Source organism: Avrilella dinanensis (assembly GCF_002807015.1).
Classification (GTDB): Bacteria; Bacteroidota; Bacteroidia; order Flavobacteriales; family Flavobacteriaceae; genus Flavobacterium; species Flavobacterium dinanensis.
Genome location: NZ_NIPO01000001.1, coordinates 884,571 through 904,756, shown reverse-complemented (window position 1 = coordinate 904,756; position 20,186 = coordinate 884,571). Strand labels below are relative to the sequence as shown.

At 37.6% G+C, this 20,186-nt stretch carries 20 protein-coding genes and 1 tRNA gene; 7 read left to right on the top strand and 14 right to left on the bottom strand.

Annotated features, from left to right (window positions below):
- Positions 1–41 precede the first annotated feature (41 nt).
- From CDL10_RS04280 to CDL10_RS04270, 3 genes are all read left to right on the top strand, one after another.
- Positions 42–1,457 carry an alkaline phosphatase gene (locus CDL10_RS04280; RefSeq protein ID WP_100677395.1) on the top strand — a complete coding sequence of 472 codons (1,416 nt, stop codon included), beginning with the start codon at positions 42–44 and terminating at the stop codon, positions 1,455–1,457.
- Between the two features lie 91 nt (positions 1,458–1,548).
- Positions 1,549–1,635: transfer RNA gene (locus CDL10_RS04275), tRNA-Ser, on the top strand.
- Between the two features lie 97 nt (positions 1,636–1,732).
- A complete protein-coding gene (locus CDL10_RS04270; RefSeq protein WP_100677394.1) occupies positions 1,733–2,284 on the top strand; it encodes a hypothetical protein in 552 nt (183 codons plus the stop codon).
- Positions 2,285–2,351: 67 nt separating this feature from the next.
- Here CDL10_RS04270 and CDL10_RS04265 read toward each other — a convergent pair whose 3' ends face one another.
- From CDL10_RS04265 to CDL10_RS04255, 3 genes are read right to left on the bottom strand one after another with little or no spacing between them, the layout of a single operon-like run.
- Complete coding sequence (locus tag CDL10_RS04265; protein WP_100677393.1) at positions 2,352–3,398, bottom strand: o-succinylbenzoate synthase; 1,047 nt, start codon at positions 3,396–3,398, stop codon at positions 2,352–2,354.
- Positions 3,399–3,430: 32 nt separating this feature from the next.
- Complete coding sequence (rsmD, locus tag CDL10_RS04260) at positions 3,431–3,982, bottom strand: 16S rRNA (guanine(966)-N(2))-methyltransferase RsmD (protein WP_100677392.1); 552 nt, start codon at positions 3,980–3,982, stop codon at positions 3,431–3,433.
- Positions 3,979–4,752: a DUF3822 family protein gene (locus CDL10_RS04255; RefSeq protein WP_100677391.1), complete on the bottom strand. Its 774-nt coding sequence runs from the start codon at positions 4,750–4,752 to the stop codon at positions 3,979–3,981. Before CDL10_RS04255 ends, rsmD begins: the two co-directional genes overlap by 4 nt.
- Before the next feature lie 71 nt (positions 4,753–4,823).
- On the opposite strand from CDL10_RS04255, the gene CDL10_RS04250 reads away from it, so the two are divergent.
- On the top strand, positions 4,824–6,233 hold the full coding sequence (locus CDL10_RS04250; RefSeq protein ID WP_100678635.1) for an ATP-dependent DNA helicase: 1,410 nt from the start codon (positions 4,824–4,826) through the stop codon (positions 6,231–6,233).
- Positions 6,234–6,382: 149 nt separating this feature from the next.
- The gene (gene kdsB, locus CDL10_RS04245; protein WP_100677390.1) at positions 6,383–7,117 is read left to right on the top strand and encodes a 3-deoxy-manno-octulosonate cytidylyltransferase; all 735 of its coding nucleotides are present in this window, start codon (positions 6,383–6,385) and stop codon (positions 7,115–7,117) included.
- A gap of 90 nt (positions 7,118–7,207) precedes the next feature.
- On the opposite strand, the gene CDL10_RS04240 is transcribed toward kdsB, so the two are convergent.
- Complete coding sequence (locus tag CDL10_RS04240; protein ID WP_100677389.1) at positions 7,208–8,398, bottom strand: aminotransferase class I/II-fold pyridoxal phosphate-dependent enzyme; 1,191 nt, start codon at positions 8,396–8,398, stop codon at positions 7,208–7,210.
- A 115-nt stretch (positions 8,399–8,513) separates the two neighbouring features.
- On the opposite strand from CDL10_RS04240, the gene CDL10_RS04235 reads away from it, so the two are divergent.
- Positions 8,514–8,972, top strand: a complete 459-nt coding sequence (locus CDL10_RS04235; RefSeq protein WP_100678634.1) for an Lrp/AsnC family transcriptional regulator — start codon at positions 8,514–8,516, stop codon at positions 8,970–8,972.
- Between the two features lie 12 nt (positions 8,973–8,984).
- Here the strand turns inward: CDL10_RS04235 and CDL10_RS04230 are convergent, their stop codons facing one another.
- From CDL10_RS04230 to CDL10_RS04195, 8 genes are all read right to left on the bottom strand, one after another.
- Positions 8,985–9,329: an SdpI family protein gene (locus tag CDL10_RS04230; protein WP_100677388.1), complete on the bottom strand. Its 345-nt coding sequence runs from the start codon at positions 9,327–9,329 to the stop codon at positions 8,985–8,987.
- Between the two features lie 3 nt (positions 9,330–9,332).
- The gene (locus CDL10_RS04225) at positions 9,333–9,758 is read right to left on the bottom strand and encodes a DUF3784 domain-containing protein (RefSeq protein ID WP_100677387.1); all 426 of its coding nucleotides are present in this window, start codon (positions 9,756–9,758) and stop codon (positions 9,333–9,335) included.
- The gene (locus tag CDL10_RS04220; RefSeq protein WP_100677386.1) at positions 9,759–10,229 is read right to left on the bottom strand and encodes a hypothetical protein; all 471 of its coding nucleotides are present in this window, start codon (positions 10,227–10,229) and stop codon (positions 9,759–9,761) included.
- Position 10,230: 1 nt separating this feature from the next.
- Complete coding sequence (locus tag CDL10_RS04215) at positions 10,231–11,550, bottom strand: serine hydrolase domain-containing protein (protein ID WP_243389283.1); 1,320 nt, start codon at positions 11,548–11,550, stop codon at positions 10,231–10,233.
- Between the two features lie 90 nt (positions 11,551–11,640).
- The gene (locus CDL10_RS04210) at positions 11,641–12,999 is read right to left on the bottom strand and encodes an alpha/beta hydrolase family protein (protein ID WP_100677384.1); all 1,359 of its coding nucleotides are present in this window, start codon (positions 12,997–12,999) and stop codon (positions 11,641–11,643) included.
- Positions 12,999–13,580 carry a hypothetical protein gene (locus CDL10_RS04205; protein WP_133119453.1) on the bottom strand — a complete coding sequence of 194 codons (582 nt, stop codon included), beginning with the start codon at positions 13,578–13,580 and terminating at the stop codon, positions 12,999–13,001. The genes CDL10_RS04210 and CDL10_RS04205 overlap by 1 nt, the downstream gene beginning before the upstream one ends.
- Entirely contained in the window at positions 13,546–13,860 is a 315-nt protein-coding gene (locus CDL10_RS04200; protein WP_100677382.1) for a DUF2089 family protein, read from the bottom strand. Before CDL10_RS04200 ends, CDL10_RS04205 begins: the two co-directional genes overlap by 35 nt.
- 61 nt (positions 13,861–13,921) lie before the next feature.
- Entirely contained in the window at positions 13,922–15,427 is a 1,506-nt protein-coding gene (locus CDL10_RS04195; RefSeq protein ID WP_100677381.1) for a sodium:solute symporter, read from the bottom strand.
- A 90-nt stretch (positions 15,428–15,517) separates the two neighbouring features.
- On the opposite strand from CDL10_RS04195, the gene recR reads away from it, so the two are divergent.
- Entirely contained in the window at positions 15,518–16,135 is a 618-nt protein-coding gene (gene recR, locus CDL10_RS04190) for a recombination mediator RecR (protein ID WP_100677380.1), read from the top strand.
- A 68-nt stretch (positions 16,136–16,203) separates the two neighbouring features.
- On the opposite strand, the gene CDL10_RS04185 is transcribed toward recR, so the two are convergent.
- Both CDL10_RS04185 and CDL10_RS04180 read right to left on the bottom strand, forming a co-directional pair.
- On the bottom strand, positions 16,204–17,163 hold the full coding sequence (locus tag CDL10_RS04185; RefSeq protein WP_100677379.1) for a Gfo/Idh/MocA family protein: 960 nt from the start codon (positions 17,161–17,163) through the stop codon (positions 16,204–16,206).
- Positions 17,164–17,311: 148 nt separating this feature from the next.
- A complete protein-coding gene (locus tag CDL10_RS04180; RefSeq protein ID WP_100677378.1) occupies positions 17,312–20,122 on the bottom strand; it encodes a M16 family metallopeptidase in 2,811 nt (936 codons plus the stop codon).
- Positions 20,123–20,186: the final 64 nt, after the last annotated feature.

Below are 20,186 nucleotides of genomic sequence, written 5' to 3'. Positions count from 1 at the left end.
TAATTGGAAAAAAACATCAACTTGCCCAAAATATTCATCACATGAACAGAAGAAAGTTTTTAAAAAGCGGAGGTATTGCCGCTTTAGGGACAACGCTTTATACATCAGCTACCGGACAGGCAGCGAATTGGTTTGCTACAGATGAAGGACTGACTAATCAGGTAAAAAATATCATTTTTTTGGTCAGCGACGGCATGAGTATCGGAACGCTCAATATGGCAAATTTGTATTCAGAGCGTATTTTGGGCAAAACAACCAAATGGATTGAACTATATCAGCAAAACAAAGTATCCCGCGGATTGATGGATATGGCTTCTGCCTCTTCAATAGTAACAGATTCCGCTGCGGCAAGTTCATCTTGGGGGAGTGGTTATCGGGTAAAAAACGGCTCGATAAATGTTTCGGTTGATAATGAAAACCTGAGTCCTATTTGGGATAAGTTTAAAAAAGCCGGAAAAAAAGTTGGTTGTGTAACTACCGTACCGATTACGCATGCCACGCCGGCAGGTTTTACTGTGAGCATCAAAAGCCGAAACGACCAGTCAAAAATTGCAGAAGAATATCTTCGGTATGGATATGATGTGCTGTTGGGTGGTGGAGATAAATATTTTAATGCATCGCACCGGAAAGATAAAAAAGATATGTATCAATCATTCCGAAATGCCAGTTATAATGTCGTTCGCAGCAAAAATGAATTAATGAAAATAAGTGGTTCGCAGAAGTTGTTGGGGGTGTTCGATTATGATGCTTTGCCATATCAGATAGACAGGGAAAATGATACTGATTTACAGAAAACTATCCCCAGTTTGGCAGATATGACCCAAAAAGCTATTGAAAACCTTAGTCAGCACCCGGGTGGTTTTGTGTTGCAGGTAGAATCCGGAAAAGTTGATTGGGCAGCTCACGCCAATGATATTGCAGGGTTGATTCATGAGCAGTTGCAGTTTGACAAAGCAGTGGAAGTAGCCATTAATTATGCAGAACAACGCAACGATACTCTGGTTATCATTACAACCGACCACGGAAATGCCAATCCGGGAGTGATTTACGGGAAATATGCTGATTCTAATTTTGATTCTATAGCTCATTACAAAAAATCTAACGAGTTGTTTCTTAATAGTATAACGTCAGATTGGAATGAGAAAAAACTATCGGAATATACACAACATCAATTAGGTATTGATTTGAATCACGAAGATGCGTCTCACGTTTTGCGTTACTATCAGGGACTCGAAAAAGAGGAGGACGGCTTGTATAATTACAGAAAATTACCTTACAAAACCTTTGCAGATATTCAGCAAAAAACTGATTCGGTAGGCTGGATTTCCATGGATCATTCCGCTGATTATGTAGAAATAGCTATGTTTGGTGCAGGAAAAGAAAAACTGGCACCGTTTATTAAAAATACTGATTTGCATTGGTTTATGCTACATGTAACCGGACTGAAACAAGATTGATTCTGTAAAAGAAAAAATAAATCAAAACCGAATAAAAAATCTGTTGGTTTTGTGCGAAAAAGTCAATAAATTTGCACCCGATTCTTTATATAGAAAGGTGCTCGAGTGGTTGAAGAGGCTACCCTGGAAAGGTAGTATACGGGTAACCGTATCGAGGGTTCGAATCCCTTCCTTTCTGCAGTAATAAACCGTAATTAGCATTGCTAATTACGGTTTTTCTATTTTACAAATTGAAGTAACATTCTAAAATTTCCTATCTTAGCAAAAAAATTATAATGAGAAAAAGTGTATTACTTGGTTTAGCGTGTATTTGTTCGTCGCTAAGTTACGGACAATGGTATCCTGAAGAAAAAGACAGCGGTTTCAGTGACCGCAGTTTTTGGGAAAATGTACGATTTGGAGGAGGTGTCGGCTTAGGTTTTGGCGATGGTTTTACTAATTTCGGTATCGCACCAAGTGCTTTGTATCAGATAAATAACCAGTTTGGTGTTGGTACAGGTTTGCAATATAATTACACCCGATTGAAAAACGATTATACGTCTTCGTCTTACGGAGTGAATTTGCTGGGTACTTATAATCCTATCCCGGAATTTCAGTTCTCTTTGGAGTTGGAACAGTTGCGGGTAAATAATACGATAGATGCTTATACTTTCGAGGGCAGAAGTTACCCTGAAGTGAAAGATTCTTTCTGGAATACTGCGTTGTTTGTCGGTGCCGGATTCAGTTCAGGGAATGCCACGATAGGAGTGAAGTACAACATTCTTTTTAATAAAAATGACCGGGTTTATGCCGATTCATGGATGCCTTTCGTTCGGTTCTATTTTTAGTGAATGAATTTCATAAATATAAAACCTGTAAGCGACTACTTACAGGTTTTTCTTTTGGTGTATAAAACTAAAAACCCAATACTGAATTTGATTTCCAATCTAAATTATTCTTATACCATAAATGTCCGTTTTGTACTATTAAAGGTGAGTCTATATTATTGGTGTATAAAGAACCTGTTCCTAAGCCCTGAGGCATCGGGTTGTTGAGTGTAAATGTCCATTGAGCAATCGCGTTTAGCCCGATATTGCTTTCCAAAGCAGAGGTAATCCACCAGCCGATATTTAGCTTTTCGGCAATTTCAATCCATTCTTGCGTGCCTTTAAATCCACCTACCAAACTTGGCTTTAAAATGATGTATTGTGGTTGAATTTTCTGTAATAGATTTTCTTTATCATTGTAATTTGTCACGCCAATCAGTTCTTCGTCTAAAGCAATGGGTAATGGTGTCTTTTTACATAGCTCTGACATACTGTCAGGTTGTTTTTGTTTGATTGGTTGTTCTATACTATGTAATTTTAATTCAGATAGTTGATTTAATTTATATAAAGCATTACTTTTATCAAAACCACCATTAGCATCAACCCGTATTTCTACTTTTTCAGGCGGAAAATGTGTGCGGATATACCGTATTAAACGTAACTCTTCGTCAAAATCAATAGCACCAATTTTGAGTTTGATACAGTCAAAACCTTGTGCTATTTTTTCGTCAATCTGCTCTTTCATAAATTCGGGCGTTCCCATCCAGATTAACCCGTTTATCGGTATAGATTTTTGCCCTTCGGCAAACGCACTTGGGAATAAAATCATCGGGTCGTTGCTTTCCAAAGAAAGAAATGCCTGTTCAATGCCAAACTGTATGGACGGATATTCTCGAAGGGCTTCCCAAAGTGTATTTTTACCTAAGTGTATGTTGTTGCATGCCCATTGTAATTTGTCCGAATAGTCTGGTCTGTCGTCAAGAGATAATCCTCTGAGAATACCGCATTCTCCAATACCTTTTTTTCCGTCTTTTTCAAGAATAATAAACCAGGTTTCTTTTTCGGTCATCACACCCCGTGAAGTCCCCGAAGGTCGTTTGAAATCTAAAATATATTTTATCAAAGTAGCTTTCATGGTTTGGGAATTTCTGTTTATTCGCTAATTGACTAATTCGTTTCAGTCTCTAACTCAAAAAAACTGAACACGGTTGAGCCGTAATTCCGTTCGGCAGTAAAGTTTTCAAGATGAGATAAAGAAGTCCTGTCAGAATGTTCGATAATCAACATACCATTGTCTTCCAACAGTTTTTTTTCAAAAATAAGCTTGACGATTTCTTCAAATTTTTCCTGTGTAAAATCATAAGGAGGGTCGGCAAAAATTAAATCAAACTGCTGTTTGGCTTTTTCTAAAAACTTGTAAACGTCTGACTTATATGCGACGATAGGCATCTCAAATTCCTGTGCCGTTTTTTTGATAAATTGTACGCAAGGATAATGAACGTCCACCGAAAGTACATTTTCTGCACCTCGTGAAGCAAATTCATAGCTCATATTACCTGTTCCTGCAAACAAATCCAGCACATTCAGTCCTCCGAAATGCACGTGATGATTAAGAATGTTAAACAATGCTTCTTTGCTCAAATCGGTTGTCGGACGCACTGGTAATTTTTTTGGCGGATTGATGCGTCGCCCTTTATATTTTCCGGAAATAATTCTCATATTTGCAAGGTTAAAAAATGCGAACGAACAACATCGGAAACCGTATCAACCTCTTTTTGTAGTGGCAATACTAATGGTTTTTGAATAAATTCGCTGATGAGCTGATAGTAATCATCATCATTGGTAATATCGCCCATTAACAGTAACGGTATTTCGAGCCGATCGAGGTTGAGCTGTTCATAAACAAACAATGTATAATAAGCAAAATCCTCTTTGGACTGTACAGAAAAACGGTTATACAATTTGAATTTACCGTTTTGAACGACACAAATTAACAGGCTTTTCTGGTTTATGCAGACGAAAACACCGTCTTTTATATCGGTTTGATTATCCAGAACATAATCCAGAAAAACAGTGGAAATATGCCGGTAACTAAACGTTCCGAGCTTGTCTATCAGGTAGTTATTGAAGTTAACATAAGGTACATACACATTTCTCATGTCGTGGCATTCATCAAAATCAAAAAAATCAGTAGAATAGATTTTTACGGTATATTGCAGATAATTTCCCATCAAGGTTTCATCAAATAAAATCTGAGGTACGAAAGTATTCAAATCGTTATTGTGAATAACCAGAATATCCCGATAAGTCGCCAACAACCAGTTGTTTTCCGAAAAAATCTGGTCGAGCTGTGCGTCCAAAGGAGCCAAGCTATCAATGTCGCAACTCTGAAAACGGGTAAATTTATCAGTCGGCAAATCTTTCAACCCAAAAGCAAAAAAATCTTTCCCGACTTCGATAACCAATTGATGATGCAGTGATGTACTCATAAAATCTGTTGTAATAAGCAACAAAATTACAATTTTTTAATTGGATAGAGATACATATCTTTGTGGTTATGATGAACGTGCAGAATTTTTATCAAAACTTGTTAGAGCAGTTTCCGTTTGAAACGACAACCAAGCAAAACGAACTATTTTTTAAGCTCAGCCATTTTATTTTGGAAAGCGATAACGATAAGATTTTTGTGCTGAAAGGATTTGCAGGAACAGGAAAAACGACTGTTTTGTCCACGTTAATCAATGAGTTACACCGAATCAAGCGAAAGTACGTGATGCTTGCCCCGACGGGCAGGGCGTCGAAAGTGGTGGCAAATTATTCAGGGAAATCAGCATTCACGATTCATAAACATATTTATTATACCAAAGACATTGCCCACGGCGGATTCACGCTCAAGGCGAATAAATACAAGAACACGGTTTTTATTGTTGATGAAGCCTCAATGCTGTCTGATAATGCGACCGAAGGCTCTACTTACGGCTCGCTTTTAGACGATTTGATTTACTATGTTTATTCGGGTGAAAACTGCCGGTTGATATTAGTTGGCGATACCGCTCAGTTGCCGCCGGTGGGGCAGGATAGGAGTATTGCTCTGGACGAAAATCAGCTGTCACTCAGGTATCGGCTTTCAGCAGATTCTATCGAATTGGACGAAGTGATGCGTCAGGCGGAAGACTCCGGGATATTGTACAACGCAACATTGCTTCGAGAAACCATTCAGTCTGATTTTCCGGACGCTTTTTCATTTGATATTCAGGATTATAAGGATATTGTCCGCTTGCAGGACAGCTACGATACGCTTGACGCTATACAAGATGCTTACAGCCGTGACGGAGCAGAAGACACGATATTTATCGTTCGCAGTAATAAGCGGGCTAATTTGTATAATCAGCATATCCGGCAACGGATTTTAGACAGAGAAGGCGAGTTGAATGCCGGCGATTATCTGATGGTGGTCAAGAATAATTATTACTGGCTCAAAGACAAAAAGATGTTCATTGCCAACGGCGATATTCTGGAAGTAATGCGGATTTATCATTTTCAGGAATTATACGGATTCCGGTTTGCCGAGGTACAGGCACGATTGATTGACTATCCTGATGTTCCGCCGTTTGATACTATTATTCTGCTCGACACGCTCACTTCGGAAAGTCCGTCACTGACTTACGAAGAATATCAACGATTTTTTCAGCAAGTGGCATTGGATTATGAAGAGGTGATTTCGCATCGGAAAAAGCAGGAAAAAATCCATGAAAATGAATATTTCAACGCTTTGCAGGTCAAATTCGGTTATGCTGTAACCTGTCACAAATCGCAGGGCGGACAATGGAAAAAAGTGTTTGTTGAGCAACCTTATTTGCCAGATGGTTTCCAGACAGAAGATATGAAATGGCTGTACACCGCAGTAACCCGTGCCACCGAAAAGCTATATTTACTCGGGTTTGAAGACCGGTTTTTTATTGAGGAGTAACGAAGTGATGGAGTGACGGAGTGACGAAGTAACAAAGCAGTGATGACTGAAAACCGCTAATGGCTCTTGGTTAATCAACCAATTCACTAATTGACTAACGACTTTTGCCTAATCAACTATTTCGTATAAATTTGTATAAAACTAAACATATGAAAATTATAGCAGTTATTCCTGCCCGATATAATTCTACTCGTTTTCCGGCTAAATTGATGCAGGATTTGTGTGGAAAGCCGGTTATTTTGCGTACCTATGAAGCAACGGTAAACACCGGGATTTTCGATGAAGTTATTGTAGCGACCGATTCTTCTGAAATTTTTGATGTAATCCGGAAGAATGGAGGAAAAGCCGTTATGAGCCAAAAACAACATGAAAGTGGAAGTGACCGTATCGCGGAAGCTGTAGCGGATATTGATGCCGACATTGTGGTAAATGTGCAGGGCGACGAACCGTTTATTAGTGTAGAAAATCTAATTAAATTAGTAGATATTTTCAAACAAGATACCAAGCAGAAAGTCGATGTGGCTTCTCTGATGTTTCGTATTACAGAACGCGATGCAGAAAAAAATCCGAATCACGTGAAAGTGGTTACGGATAACGATAATTTTGCCCTATATTTTTCCCGCAGTCCGATACCATTTAACCGCGACGGAATTTTACCTGTAGATTATTACCAGCATATCGGTGTGTATGCTTTCCGAAAATCAGCGTTGATGGCTTTTACACAATGGAAAACCTCTACTTTGGAAAATATTGAAAAACTCGAACAGTTACGTTATCTCGAAAACGGAAAACGTATCAGAATGGCTTTGGTGGAAAAACCATCGATAGGTATAGACACGCCGGAAGATTTAGAAAAAGCGATTGAATTCTTAAAAGCGAATTAGCAAATATGCAGATATGAGAATGTGCGAATTAGCAAATATGCGAATTAGCGAATATACGGAATGTGCATATTCGCTAATTAATCTGCTAAATTACATGTTTGCTTTTAAACATTCCATCATCGTTTGAAATGTACGTTCGATATCAGCGTCAAGTCCGATAGAAAAACGGATTAAACCATCGGTAAGTCCCATTTCTTTTTGTTCGTCTTCAGGAATTTCTGATGAGGTAGAAGTGCCCGGAGCACTGAATAATGTTTTGTAAAAACCAAGACTTACTGCAAGATACCCCACATTTTTCTGTTGCATCATTTCCATAGTTGCGTTGGCTTTTTCCAGTGAACCGGCATCAATAGTCAGCATTCCGCCAAATCCGTATTTTTCGTTATACATCTGTTTGTACAATTCATGTCCAGGGTGGCTTTTCAGTCCCGGATAGACTGTTTTTATGCCGGCTTCCTCAAATTTTTCTGCTAAATATTGTGCATTTCGGCTATGTTGCTGAATGCGAATCGGCAAGGTGCGTAAGTTTTTTAATACGCTCGAAGCACGAAGACTGTCCATCGTTGGACCAAGTAGCATACACGCCCCGTTATTCACATCTTTTAGTGCATTGATAAAATCGGTTTCACCACAGATTACGCCGCCAACCGTATCGCTACTTCCGTTGATGTATTTTGTTAAACTGTGGATAACGATATCGGCACCCAACTGTTTTGGCGAAACAGATAATGGCGAAAATGTATTATCAACAATAACCTTGATATTATTTTTCTTTGCCAAAGTTGAAATTCCTTTGATGTCAGCTACTTCAAGTAGCGGGTTACTCACTGTTTCCAGGTAAATAACTTTGGTGTTGGGTTGAATCAATTGTTCGATTAAATCCAATTTGGTAATATCCACAAAGTCGATTTTTACACCAAAATCCGGTAGAAAATTTTTCAAGAAAGCATAAGTTCCACCGTAAATGGTTCGGCTCGAAATAATATGGTCGCCCGATTTGCAAAGTTGCATCAAAGCAGATGTGATTGCACCCATACCTGATGCCGTTACATTGGCAGATTCGGTGTTTTCCATTTTTGCCAACGCTTCCGATAAATATAAATTACTTGGCGAAGAGTGTCGGCTGTACAAATAGCAACCATCGGTATTGCCTTCAAAAGTATCAAACATGCTTTTTGCTGACATAAATGTGTAGGTAGAAGAATCTGAAATAGAAGGATTTACGCCTCCAAATTCTCCAAAAAATTGTAGGTCTTGGATTTCATTTCCCGGATCGAACATATTTTTGTATAATTTTAATTATGATTAATATAAAACTGTTTTGGTGCAAATTAGTAAAAATATTTTTTGTGATACAATTATTATTGTTAATTTTATCCAAGCTAAAAATATTCCAATGAAATTAGACCAAACAGATTTATCACTGCTTAATTTGTTGCAGGAAGACAGCAAGCAAACGACCAAAGAACTATCGGCACAGCTCGGTTTATCCGTCACGGCTGTATTTGAACGGATTAAAAAGCTGGAAAGAAACGAAGTTATCCGGAAATATGTAGCGATTCTGGATAAAAATAAAATTGAGCGGGCGTTTATCGTGATTACTTTGGTAAAGATAAAAACGCATTCCAAAGAGGCGATTTTGGATTTTGAAAGAAAAATCAGCGAGATGCCTGAGGTATTAGAATGTTTTCATGTGAGTGGCGAATATGATTATGTGTTGAAAATCAGCTTAAAAGATATGGAGAGTTATCGTGATTTTATGATTTCCAAGCTCACTTCGTTAGATGAAGTGTCGAGTACGCAAAGTATGTTTTCCATTGAAGAAGTGAAAAATTCTACGGTGTACAGGCTATAAATTATAGCATGGCTACTCATTTTTCTTAATTCCTTTTTCCACAATAGGAATCATAGCAAAAGCACCAATAATGAGAATGAACATTCCCAATGCAATATCGACTTCTTCGGAAGTGTTGAAAATTCCTTTTATCGGAGAAAGAACTGTCATTATCAAACCGAAAATCATCATTACTTTCGCTCCGTATTTTTGGGCAAAATCCCAATTCTTTTGATTTTTCATTGAACCTCCCGTCCGGTAACCATACCAGCCATTGATTTTTTTGGGTGGAAAAAAATACATAATCGCTCCGAAAATCAAGAAAATTATTCCGGACAAGCACAACATTGGGTTGATTATTTCTGCTATTTCAAACATAATTTATTCAATTAAATTACCTTCTGACATATAAACCATTACAGCCGCAAACAATCCGCCGAAAATCAGCAAGGCTAAAATAAAATAGTTGAGTATTTTTTGCCATTTTGGATAGCTATTAGGGTCATATTTTTTTCCCAGAAAAAACAAAGGTGTCATTCCCCAGCAAAAAACCAAAATAAGCAATGCGACACTCAGATTTTCATTTTTAGTAAAGAAATAACCTGAAATTCCGACCAAAGCACAGCCTAATGCCACACCGTAAAAAACTTTTTTGTAGATTTTAGTGATTCCCTTAAAATCAACATTCTTTTTCTTTTCGTCACTCATGGTGTTGTAACCGCTCAACAAACTTGAGGCATTTTCTTCATTGAGAATGCCTCCCCAGAACGCCATAATGAATGCACAAACCAAACAAGCTGTCAGCATTTAATTTCTTTTTAGTTGTTCTACCACTTTTTCCAGTTCTTCAGGTTTTTGTGTACCGATGATAAACGTTTTTCCGTCTTTTAGGTGTACGTACAAACCTTTATTTCCTTTGATGTTGTAAACTGTTCCGTATTTGGTGGTAAACCGAATTCCCCAGCCGCCGACAAATCCATAATTAATGACTTTAACGGATTGGATTTCAGACAAAAAATAGTTGCGTTTCACAAACGGAACAAACTGAAAAGAAATACTTTCGCGGGTAATTTCCGTTTTTAGTTGTGTGATGTAAATCAGGTATATACAGGCAATCGGAATGATCAAAGAGAAAATTATTGCCAGGTTGTCTGCGATAGCTTCGCCTGAAATAATCAATTGAAAAAATACGATAAACGGGACACCAAGGGTAAGTATGATAAGTAACCAAACCCACCATTGGTTGAAACGTTGCTTCTCAGTGAATAATGGTGTCATTTTATTTTTCTTTTTTAAATAATATTTCGCCGCCTTGATTGAGAATCATCGTGTTATCGTCTGGATTAAAAGTCATTTTTAGCATTGCCATATCAAATTTAAAAATATGCTCTTCCACGGCTTCTAACGGAAATGACGGTTGGCTTGTGGCTTGTGCTATCAAAACGCCATTTTCGGTGGTAATAGTAATTTTCATTGGAATGAGCGGGGAAGAATATGTGCCAATGTATTTTTGCAGATTTTCTTCAGTAGGTTGGTAGCCCGGAGTGAAAACAGGTATTTCAAAATCTTTCCCGTAAACAGTACTAAGAATGGCAATATACACATCGTTGTTATCAAAATTTGTACCATTGTTCAGCACTGCATAAGACAAATTATCTTCACGAATGTGGCTAAAAATTGAGCTAAAACCGTCTATACCGCCTGTGTGACCCAAACATACTTTCTCATAAAAAGGAAACCGTGTCATTCCTAATCCGAAATTATTTTCCATGTCTAACATTTTTTTCAGGCTTTCTTCTGAAATTATTTTCCCGGAAAATAAAGCATCTGAAAACTTAACAAGTTCTTCTGCTGTAGAAACAATAGCACCAGCACCCAATGTTACTGAAGAATGCGTTTCTGTTTCTTTGACCCATTTACCAATAAATTGATAGGAGTGAGCTTCGTGATTTTTGGGATTAATTTCGTAGCCGATATACGTGTTTTTTAGCCCTAAAGGTTGAGTGATTTTGCCTTGTAATATTTCGTCAAAAGTTTGGTTATAAACTTTTTCCAAGATAAGAGTAAGCAACATATAGTTGGAGTTGCTATATTCTGTCTGGCTGCCAGGTTCAAAAACAGTACCATTTCGTTTGATGATGTCAAGAATTTCGGTTGGTGTATGGGCATTTGTATGCCAATCAAAAAAAGTAGGGTCACTCGTGAGGTTAAATATTCCGCTTTGGTGGTTGAGCAGGTTTTTTAGCGTTATTTTCTCGGCATTTTCAACATCCGGAAAAAAATCAGACAAAGCTTGGTCTAAGCTTAATTTGCTTTCTTCCACAGCTTTCATCACCAATGTAGCGGTAAAAGTTTTGCTGATCGACCCTATTTTGTAAATCGTTCGATGGTCAGCACGAATTTGATTTTCTACATCGGCGAAGCCAATAGAATTTTGATAAATAATCTCTCCATTTTTAGAAATAGCAATACTTGTCATGAATTTGTCATTTTTTTCTAAATTCTCCAAGTATTTGTCAAGCTTATCAAAATTGATTTCTTGAGCGAAAAGTGTTGTTCCTGAGAACAATACAGTAAGTAAAAATAATTTTTTCATCATCAAAAGTTAAAAGAGTTAATAATATAAGAAGCAGCCAGGTCGGCAATAATTATAAATATTATCATTAACTGAATCCATTAGAAGGTTTCATTAGTATTTCACTTTTTCATTTAACCATTTTACAATATCTTCCAAAACTTTAGGTTCTATCGTAGTTTCAATAGTTCCATATTCATCAGGTAAGCCTGTTTGGGCTGGTTGAAACATGTGGTTTAAGCCGTCATAAGAAATAATGTCCAAGTTACCTTTCACTCCTAATTCTTTGGTAATCCCTGCAAGATTTTCTACACTTGGAACTTGTATATCTTTAGTTCCATTTATGGCTAAAACATTGCAATCTATTTTTGCTAAATAATTTTGCGGATTAAACTGGATAAATTCTTTCATCCAGTTTGTCGATAATGAAGCTGATTTTTCATTTATCTGCTCATCACTTAGAGTACTATAGTTTGGATTAGATTTGAAGTAAGATATTAATTCTAGTTTAATTTTTTCGATGTCATTATTTCTTTTAATAATCTCATATATTGACTGGTTTTCATCTAATATCTCTTTCGTTTCTGATTGGGAAAGGTTAGAAGCTTCCGCAAGAATTTTGGTTTGGTATAGCAATATTTCATCACCGGTAGTTCCTGGAGCTGCCATCAATATAATAAAATTCAGTGATTTGTCTTCTGAAGCAATAATTTGAGCTACCTGTCCACCTTCACTATGCCCCAGAACACCAATTTTCTTAGAATCAATTTCTTTTCTGTTTTTTAAGTATTCAATAGCGGCTTTGGTATCATTGGCAAAATCAAAAACTGTAGCCAATGAGTAATTGCCTCCAGATTCAGCTATACCACGTTTATCATATCTTAAAACAGCATAACCGTGGGTGGTAAAATAATCAGAAAGAACCAAAAATGGCTTATGCCCACGTATCTCTTCATTTCTGTCTTGTGGACCACTACCGGAAACCAAAACAACTGCTGGAAATTTCCCGTTTCCTTTAGGTAGTGTCAATGTCCCTGCCAAATTGATACCATCTTCTTTATTTTCAAATGTAATATCTTCGGAATGATAATCAAACGGAGATTGTGGTTCTTGCGGGCGGTTGCGTTTAAACTTCCCTTTCGTTAAATTTAGAGTAAATGACTGACTACCTTGGGTAAACGTACCATTGATAACATCGTTTTCGAGTTTTCCCTCATAATTCATCATCATTTGAGGGTGTTTTAAATAAAGTGTATTATCTTCAAACCGAATTTCGGGTATTTCAAGACCAAAACCACCTTGGTTGGGGCTATCAAAAGTAGCTTTCAACCCATTATTTTTGTTAGAAATGTGTAAAACAAAAGGAAGTTTATTCATTGGAATTTCAATGTTTCCGTTCCATGTTCCTTCGATTTGAGCAAACAAAGAAGTACTCAATAGTAAACTGAAAATTAAAATAATGTTTTTCATCATCAAAAGTTAAAAGAGTTAATAATGTAAGAAGCAACCAGGTCGGCAATAATCAACGCCAGGACAAAAGTCACATAATGCCCGACTTTTTTGCTGTGTGTCGCTGTTCTGAATCCGATTACAAAAAGATAGATATAGTAAACAATAAACACCAGAGAAACAATAGCCAAAACTATAAACAAAGGTGAGGGCAGATAGGAATAAATTCCGCCGTCTTGCACAGCTTGTTCTAAAGCGTTTATTTCTCGGATCTGGAAATGATTGATATTTTGAAAACCGAGTATATAAAAAGGAATGAAACCTATAATTACCGTATTAAAAATATCGATAAACCGTGTTTTCCCATTGACAATTTTACCGGCAATAAAGAAAAATAAAGACAAAACAGAAACAATAACCAGTTGATTAAACAAGGCTTTCCAGACAGTAACTTTGTTCAGTGGATTTATCCGTAAAATCTGAAATTCAACATGGCAGAAATGGGAAACAAACACGCTGAGTGCCAAAGCGGTCAAACCGACAATCAGCAAGGTTCGTTCCTGCGACCATTTAAACGGGTTGAGTAGGAGCGGAGTTATTTTCATCGTCATATTGTTTTTTGAGTTGTATCGTTTTTTCAATCATATCGTCTAACTGGTTACGAAGCGTCGGGTAGCTCACGCCAATTTGCTTTGCCATTTCTTTCAGGCTACCGCTGTGCAGAAAGAATTGCAACACAAATTCCTGTTCTTTAGGCGATAATTGCATAAAAACAGGCAATGGAAAATTACCGGAAACTTTGGTCTGACATTCGTCACAAACCAATTCCGATACTTTGAGCCGGCTTTCGCAACTTGGACAAGTATTTGGTATTTTTAAATTCAATTTTAATTTTATTAAAAAATGTTTTTACAAAATTAAAATTATTTTTTAAAAAAGAAATATTTTAAATGCTTTTTTTGCCAGAATATTTTTTGCTCGCACAAAACATCAGCAGAACGGTAATGAGAGCGTTTAGAATAATTAACTCATTATCAAATACATAATTCCCGAAAAACAAAGTAGAATTATCTACAATCCACCATGTAATCAACGGGGAAACCATGCAGATAAACGGTATCCACTTGTCCCGGATTTGCCGGTTTTTGAACAATAAAGTGTAAATAAACAATCCTAAAAGCGGTCCGTAAGTGTAGGAAGCAATCCGAAAAATCATACTTACCACCGATTTATCGTTGATAGAATTAAAGACGATTATGACCAGAAACATCAGAAAAGCGAAAGACAAATGAACAGCATAACGGGTTCGGATTTTTTTCTTTTCAGATGATTTTACATCTTTATCCATACCCAAAAAGTCCACGCAAAAAGAAGTTGTTAAAGCAGTCAGAGCCGAATCGGTGGTGGCAAAAGTAGCGGCGACAATCCCCAAAACAAAAACCACAGCCGGAACACCTGCCATATAATTAATCGCGATTTCAGGGAAAAGATAATCCGTTCTGGCATGCCCCAATTCATCTACCGGAATAGCAATACCGTTCTTTTCTGCGTAAATGTAAAGCAATGCTCCGACAGAAAGGAAAAATAAATTAATCAGCACAAAAACCCCTGTGAAGGCAAACATATTTTTCTGTGCGTCTTTAATATTGGCACAACTCAGGTTTTTCTGCATCAAATCCTGGTCTAAACCGACCATTGCTAAGGTAACGAAAACACCACCCAGAAATTGCTTGACGAAATGATAGCGGTTTCCGATGAAATCTTCAAAAAAGAATATTTTGGAATAATTAGATTGTTTAACCGATTCAAAAGCCTCAATGGCAGAAAAGTCTAAAGAAAGGCAGATAAAAATAATTGTGGACACCACAGCCGAAACCAGAAAAAATGTCTGCAAAGTGTCGGTAACGATGATAGTTTTGAGTCCGGCTTTGTAGGTATAGGCAAATATAAACAGCAAACTTAGTATAACCGTCATGGCAAACGGAATGTTGTATGCGTCAAAAACATAGCGTTGCAGCACAATAACTACCAAATATAACCGGAATGCCGACCCGACGGTACGACTCAGCAAAAAGATTGTTGCGGCTGATTTATAGCTGTAAATCCCTAATTTTTTTTCAAAATAGGTGTAAATAGAAACTAGATTCAACCGATAATATAACGGTAATAAAACCGTGGCTGTCAACAGAAAACCGACAGCATTACCCAGCACAAACTGGAAATATTTGAATTGCTCGCCGTTGGGCGAACCGACCTCACCGGGAACGGATATAAATGTTACGCCCGACAAAGCCGTGCCAATCATTCCGAAAGCAACCAGATACCATTTTGCATTTTTGTTTGCCTGAAAAAAAGCACTGTTACTGTTGTCTTTCCGGCTCATGAACCACGAAATGGTCAGTAACATTAAAAAGTAAACAATGATGATAGTGAGTATCGTATTTGCTGACATAAATTACGGTTTGAATGTCAAAAGTAAATAATAATCTCAATAATACGGTTAATCGTGTTCAATTTAATATAAAAACGTAATTTTGCAACTATGGAATATCCGTCTAAATTGTTAGAAAAGGCAGTCGACCAAATGTCGCAATTACCCGGCGTTGGCAAACGTACAGCTTTGCGTTTGATGCTTCATCTGCTTAGGCAGCCTGAACACCAGACCTTTGAATTGGCAAAAGCTTTGCATCAGTTGAGAGAAAATATCAATTATTGCCCGAAATGTTACACGATTTGTGATGAGGGATTGTGTGATATTTGCCGGAACCCTTCCAGAGACAGGTCAATCATTTGCGTGGTGGAAGATGTACGTGATGTGATGGCTATCGAAAATACCCAGCAATTTCGCGGATTATATCACGTTCTCGGCGGAAAAATTTCGCCTATGGACGGCATTGGTCCGCACCAGTTACATATCAAACCGTTGGTAGAACGCATCAAGGAAGGCAATGTACAGGAAATTATATTTGCACTGAGTTCAACGATGGAAGGTGATACGACCAATTATTATATCTACAAGCAAATCAAGGATTTCGATGTAAAAACTTCGACTATCGCAAGAGGAATTGCAGTAGGCGACGAAATCGAATTTGCCGATGAAATTACTTTAGGGCGAAGTCTTATACACAGAATTCCGTTTGAAAATTCAATTGGAGGCTGAGATGAAGTTTTAAGTTTAAAAGTTTCAAGTTTTTGACTTTAGGACATTAAGACTTTCGACATTAATGATTAAAAACAAGCAATAATCCGATGAGCGATTCGTAATGCTTCTGTGCCGTCTTCTAGCGGAACAATCGGTGTTGAATTGTTGTTAATCGCTTCGGCAAAACTTTCGAGTTCTTCCAGAATAGCATTGGACGGTGACACTTCCGGGTTGTCAAAATAGATTTGTTTTTTTACCCCTTCGGCATTTTGCAGAATCAAATCGAAATCGCCCGGCACTTCAGGAGCGTCTTTCATTTTGACTACTTCACAGATTTTGTCCAGATAATCTACCGAAATATAAGCGTCTTTCTGAAAAAAACGGGCTTTTCGCATATTTTTCATTGAAATACGACTCGAAGTAACATTAGCGACGCAACCGTTTTCAAATTCAATCCGGGCATTGGCAATATCCGGTGAATCGCTGATTACTGCTGTTCCGGTGGCGTGAACTTCTTTTACCGGCGATTTGACCACGCTGAGAATAGCGTCAATGTCGTGAATCATCAAGTCTAACACCACAGGAACGTCTGTTCCACGCGGATTAAACTCAGCCAAACGGTGCGTTTCGATAAACATCGGGTTGTTGATTTTATCTTTAACTGATTTAAAAGCCGGGTTAAACCGCTCAACATGACCGACTTGTCCTTTAACGTCGTATTCTTTTGCTAAACGTATGATTTCTTCGGCTTCTTCAACAGAATTGGCAATAGGTTTTTCTAAGAAAATATGTTTTTTATTCCGGATTGCTTTAACGGCACATTCATAATGCGACAGGGTAGGGGTCACAATATCAACAACATCAACAGCATCAATGAGTTCGTCGATGGTTGTGAATCGTTGATAACCAAATTCCTGACTTACATTATTTGCATAATCTTCATTTGCATCATAAAACCCAACCAGTTCATACATCGGGGATTGTTCTAATAGCCGTAAATGTATTTTGCCTAAATGTCCGGCACCTAAAACACCAACTTTTAACATGAAAAAAATTTTTACAAAGTTAAATAATTATGATTGGATATTTATAAAAAAAATCCCGACATCTTTCGACATCGGGATTTTTGGGTTTAAAGTTTTTGAGATTCTTCGACAAGCTCAGAATGACAACAAAAACTTTTGACATTAAGACTTACTTACTTGTCTCTGGTTTTAAAACAGCTATTACGCGGTTTTTGTTCAGATATTTATTAGCAACGTTTTGTACGTCTTTAGCAGTAAGTGCATTAAGGTTTTTCTCGAAATCCAAAGCTTTTGTCGGGTCTTCCTGGTTGTTAAACGCACTGATTAACACATTCAACCAATAACGGTTTTCTTTCAGTGATTTGGTATAATCGGTCATTTCGCCTTCTTTGAATTTCTCTAAATCTTTGGCATCAGGACCGTTTTGCTGAATTTTTTCAATTTCTTTCAAAGTCAATTCAATCAATTTATCAGCATCAGCCGGATTTGTTGGGAACCCAACAGAGAAGTTGTATGAACCATAAGGCAATTTGTCTAAACTTCCGCTGGCACTTGCTCCGTAAACACCACCTTCTTTTTCACGTAATTCTTCGATTAATTTAATCGTAAGAATTTCGCCCAAAGCCTGCATTGCCAAATCTTCTTTTTTAGAATAAGTTGTTTCTCCGTCATAAGAAATTCTTACGCTGGCTTTGTCGTCGTTTCCTTTGAAAACCTCTTTTTTGTGAACACCCGATTTAGTACGGAAACCGGTATCTTTATAGGTTTCGTTTCTGTTTAAAGCTGGTAACGATGCCAGATATTGCTCAGAAAGTGTTTTCATTTGTTCGTCGGTTACGTTTCCTACAAAGAAGAACTCAAAATCGCTGGCATCAGCAAAACGTTCTTTGAAGATTTCGTATGCTTTCTGATAGCTGGTGTTGTCCCAATCTTCACTTTTTGGGATAGGCGAGGTGTAACGTTCGTTGTGTCCATACATGAAGTCTGCCAATTCGATTTGGAAAAATACTTCCGGCATTGCCATCAGGTTGGAAAGGTAAGATTTCATCTTGTTTTTCTCTGATTCAAATGCTTTTTCGTCATAATTCAAATCTGTGAAATACGCATAAACCGATTGGAACAAATATTCCAAATCTTTTGGTGTGGCATTTCCTGAGAAACCTTCTGTGATTCCGCCTATAAACGGAGAAGCACTGTATAACTTCCCTGAATTAAATTTCGTCAACGCATTTTGATCCATACCTGCGATTCCTGCCTGCGATACAGAACCTGTTGCCAAATGAATTTGCTTGTAAGTGTCTGTATCAACCAAGTTCAATCCGCCGAAACTTCTCGCTCCGAATAAGATTTCGTCATTTTTGAAATCGGTTTTCTTGTAGGTTACTTTTGCTCCGTTAGATAATTCCAAAGTGGTGGTTCCTAATTTTTCGTTGTGCGTAGTATTGACTACTTTGCCCGGCGTAATTTCCGTACGGATTAATGATTCTGCTACTGATGCGTCTTCATACGGTGTGATTTCTACTTTGGAAACGTCTAATGCTTCCAAAACATCTTTTTCTGTCGGAACAGCCACACCTTCTTTTTCCGGTCCGGTCAAAACAATCACACGATTTTCTTCCTTAATATAAGAATGGATTAATTTGTTTACTTCTTCCAAAGTAATAGACGGAAGTAATTCCTGTACAAGGTTGTAGGTATATTCCGTAGAAGGAATCGCTTCGCCTTCTAAGAAATGTGTCTGATATCTGCCTAAATAAGCCGATGAGTTGTTTTTGTCTCTGTCGTTATAGGCTTTTTCATAATATGCCAAAGTTTCGGTTTTCGTACGGTCTAATTCTGATTGTGTAAATCCGAATCTTCTCGCACGTTCGTTTTCAATAGCCAATACTTTTAATGCTTCCAGCTGTTTGTCTTCGGCGGTCATGGCAAACGATTGGAATGCGTCTTTGGTACGTCCTAACAAACTTCCGTGAAAGCTGTAACCATACACAAATGGGGGTGTAGCCTCATTGGTGTATTCTTCCAAGCGATTATTCAGCATAGACGAAAACAAACTGTTAATCAAATCATCTCTGTAATCCCCGATAGTTGTTGTCGGTTCGCTGTTTTTGTCGTCTTTATAAATAATCTGAACGTTGGCAGAAGTAGCCTCTTTGTCTGTACTCACGGAAACGAAAGTTTCTTTATGATTAGGAATATCGAAAGATTTGCGTTCTTTTTCGTTCGCAGGATTTTGATATTTGCCGAAATGAGCTTTGATTTTGGCCTCCATTTCGTCCACATTAATATCTCCGACAACAATTACTGCCATCAAATTCGGACGATACCAATCTTTATAAAACTGACGAAGTTCTTCGTGCTTAAATGTTTCCAGATTTTCTTTTGTTCCGATGGGCAAACGGTTGGCGTATAATGAATTGTGAAGTAATTTTGGAAGATATTGTTCCATCATTCGGGTACTTGCTCCCAAACGTGTCCGATATTCTTCGATAACCACTCCGCGTTCGTCGTCAATATCCTGACCGTCCAACGTAGCGTTAAATGCCCAATCTTCCAGAATCTGAAAACCTTTGTCTAATTTTTCCGCATCATCAGATGGTAGAGGTAAGAAATAAACCGTTTCGTCAAAGCTGGTATAAGCATTCAGATGCTGACCGAATTTCACTCCAATGCTTTGCAGATAGTCAATCAAATCGTTTTTAGGGAAATTTTTGGTTCCGTTAAAAACCATATGCTCCATAAAGTGAGCCAAACCAACCTGTTTGTCAGTTTCCAGGATAGAACCCGCATTGAGTACCAGGCGTAAATCAACTTTCTTTTCGGGTTTTGCATTGTGGCGAATGTAATACTTCAAACCATTGTCCAACTCTCCGATTCGAACGTCTGGGTCATCTGGTAGTTTTTGGCTTAAATCTGCCACCTGTGCCCATAAAGATGCTGGTAACACAAGTAGTGCAAGTGTAATTTTCTTAAAATTCATGGTAAATATTTTTTAAAATAATTGGGTAAAAATAACCGTTTTTTCTATTTAACATTAACAAAAA

Coding starts and splice junctions, on each gene's coding strand:
- CDL10_RS04225 (WP_100677387.1), bottom strand. CDS start 9,758: ATGCTGACAGCTTGTTTGGTTTGTGCATTCATTATGGCGTTCTGGGGA.
- CDL10_RS04220 (WP_100677386.1), bottom strand. CDS start 10,229: ATGACACCATTATTCACTGAGAAGCAACGTTTCAACCAATGGTGGGTT.
- CDL10_RS04250 (WP_100678635.1), top strand. CDS start 4,824: ATGAACGTGCAGAATTTTTATCAAAACTTGTTAGAGCAGTTTCCGTTT.
- rsmD (WP_100677392.1), bottom strand. CDS start 3,982: ATGAGAATTATTTCCGGAAAATATAAAGGGCGACGCATCAATCCGCCA.
- CDL10_RS04255 (WP_100677391.1), bottom strand. CDS start 4,752: ATGAGTACATCACTGCATCATCAATTGGTTATCGAAGTCGGGAAAGAT.
- CDL10_RS04180 (WP_100677378.1), bottom strand. CDS start 20,122: ATGAATTTTAAGAAAATTACACTTGCACTACTTGTGTTACCAGCATCT.
- CDL10_RS04240 (WP_100677389.1), bottom strand. CDS start 8,398: ATGTTCGATCCGGGAAATGAAATCCAAGACCTACAATTTTTTGGAGAA.
- CDL10_RS04235 (WP_100678634.1), top strand. CDS start 8,514: ATGAAATTAGACCAAACAGATTTATCACTGCTTAATTTGTTGCAGGAA.
- CDL10_RS04185 (WP_100677379.1), bottom strand. CDS start 17,163: ATGTTAAAAGTTGGTGTTTTAGGTGCCGGACATTTAGGCAAAATACAT.
- CDL10_RS04195 (WP_100677381.1), bottom strand. CDS start 15,427: ATGTCAGCAAATACGATACTCACTATCATCATTGTTTACTTTTTAATG.
- CDL10_RS04205 (WP_133119453.1), bottom strand. CDS start 13,580: ATGAAAATAACTCCGCTCCTACTCAACCCGTTTAAATGGTCGCAGGAA.
- CDL10_RS04215 (WP_243389283.1), bottom strand. CDS start 11,550: ATGATGAAAAAATTATTTTTACTTACTGTATTGTTCTCAGGAACAACA.
- kdsB (WP_100677390.1), top strand. CDS start 6,383: ATGAAAATTATAGCAGTTATTCCTGCCCGATATAATTCTACTCGTTTT.
- CDL10_RS04230 (WP_100677388.1), bottom strand. CDS start 9,329: ATGTTTGAAATAGCAGAAATAATCAACCCAATGTTGTGCTTGTCCGGA.
- CDL10_RS04270 (WP_100677394.1), top strand. CDS start 1,733: ATGAGAAAAAGTGTATTACTTGGTTTAGCGTGTATTTGTTCGTCGCTA.
- CDL10_RS04265 (WP_100677393.1), bottom strand. CDS start 3,398: ATGAAAGCTACTTTGATAAAATATATTTTAGATTTCAAACGACCTTCG.
- recR (WP_100677380.1), top strand. CDS start 15,518: ATGGAATATCCGTCTAAATTGTTAGAAAAGGCAGTCGACCAAATGTCG.
- CDL10_RS04280 (WP_100677395.1), top strand. CDS start 42: ATGAACAGAAGAAAGTTTTTAAAAAGCGGAGGTATTGCCGCTTTAGGG.
- CDL10_RS04210 (WP_100677384.1), bottom strand. CDS start 12,999: ATGATGAAAAACATTATTTTAATTTTCAGTTTACTATTGAGTACTTCT.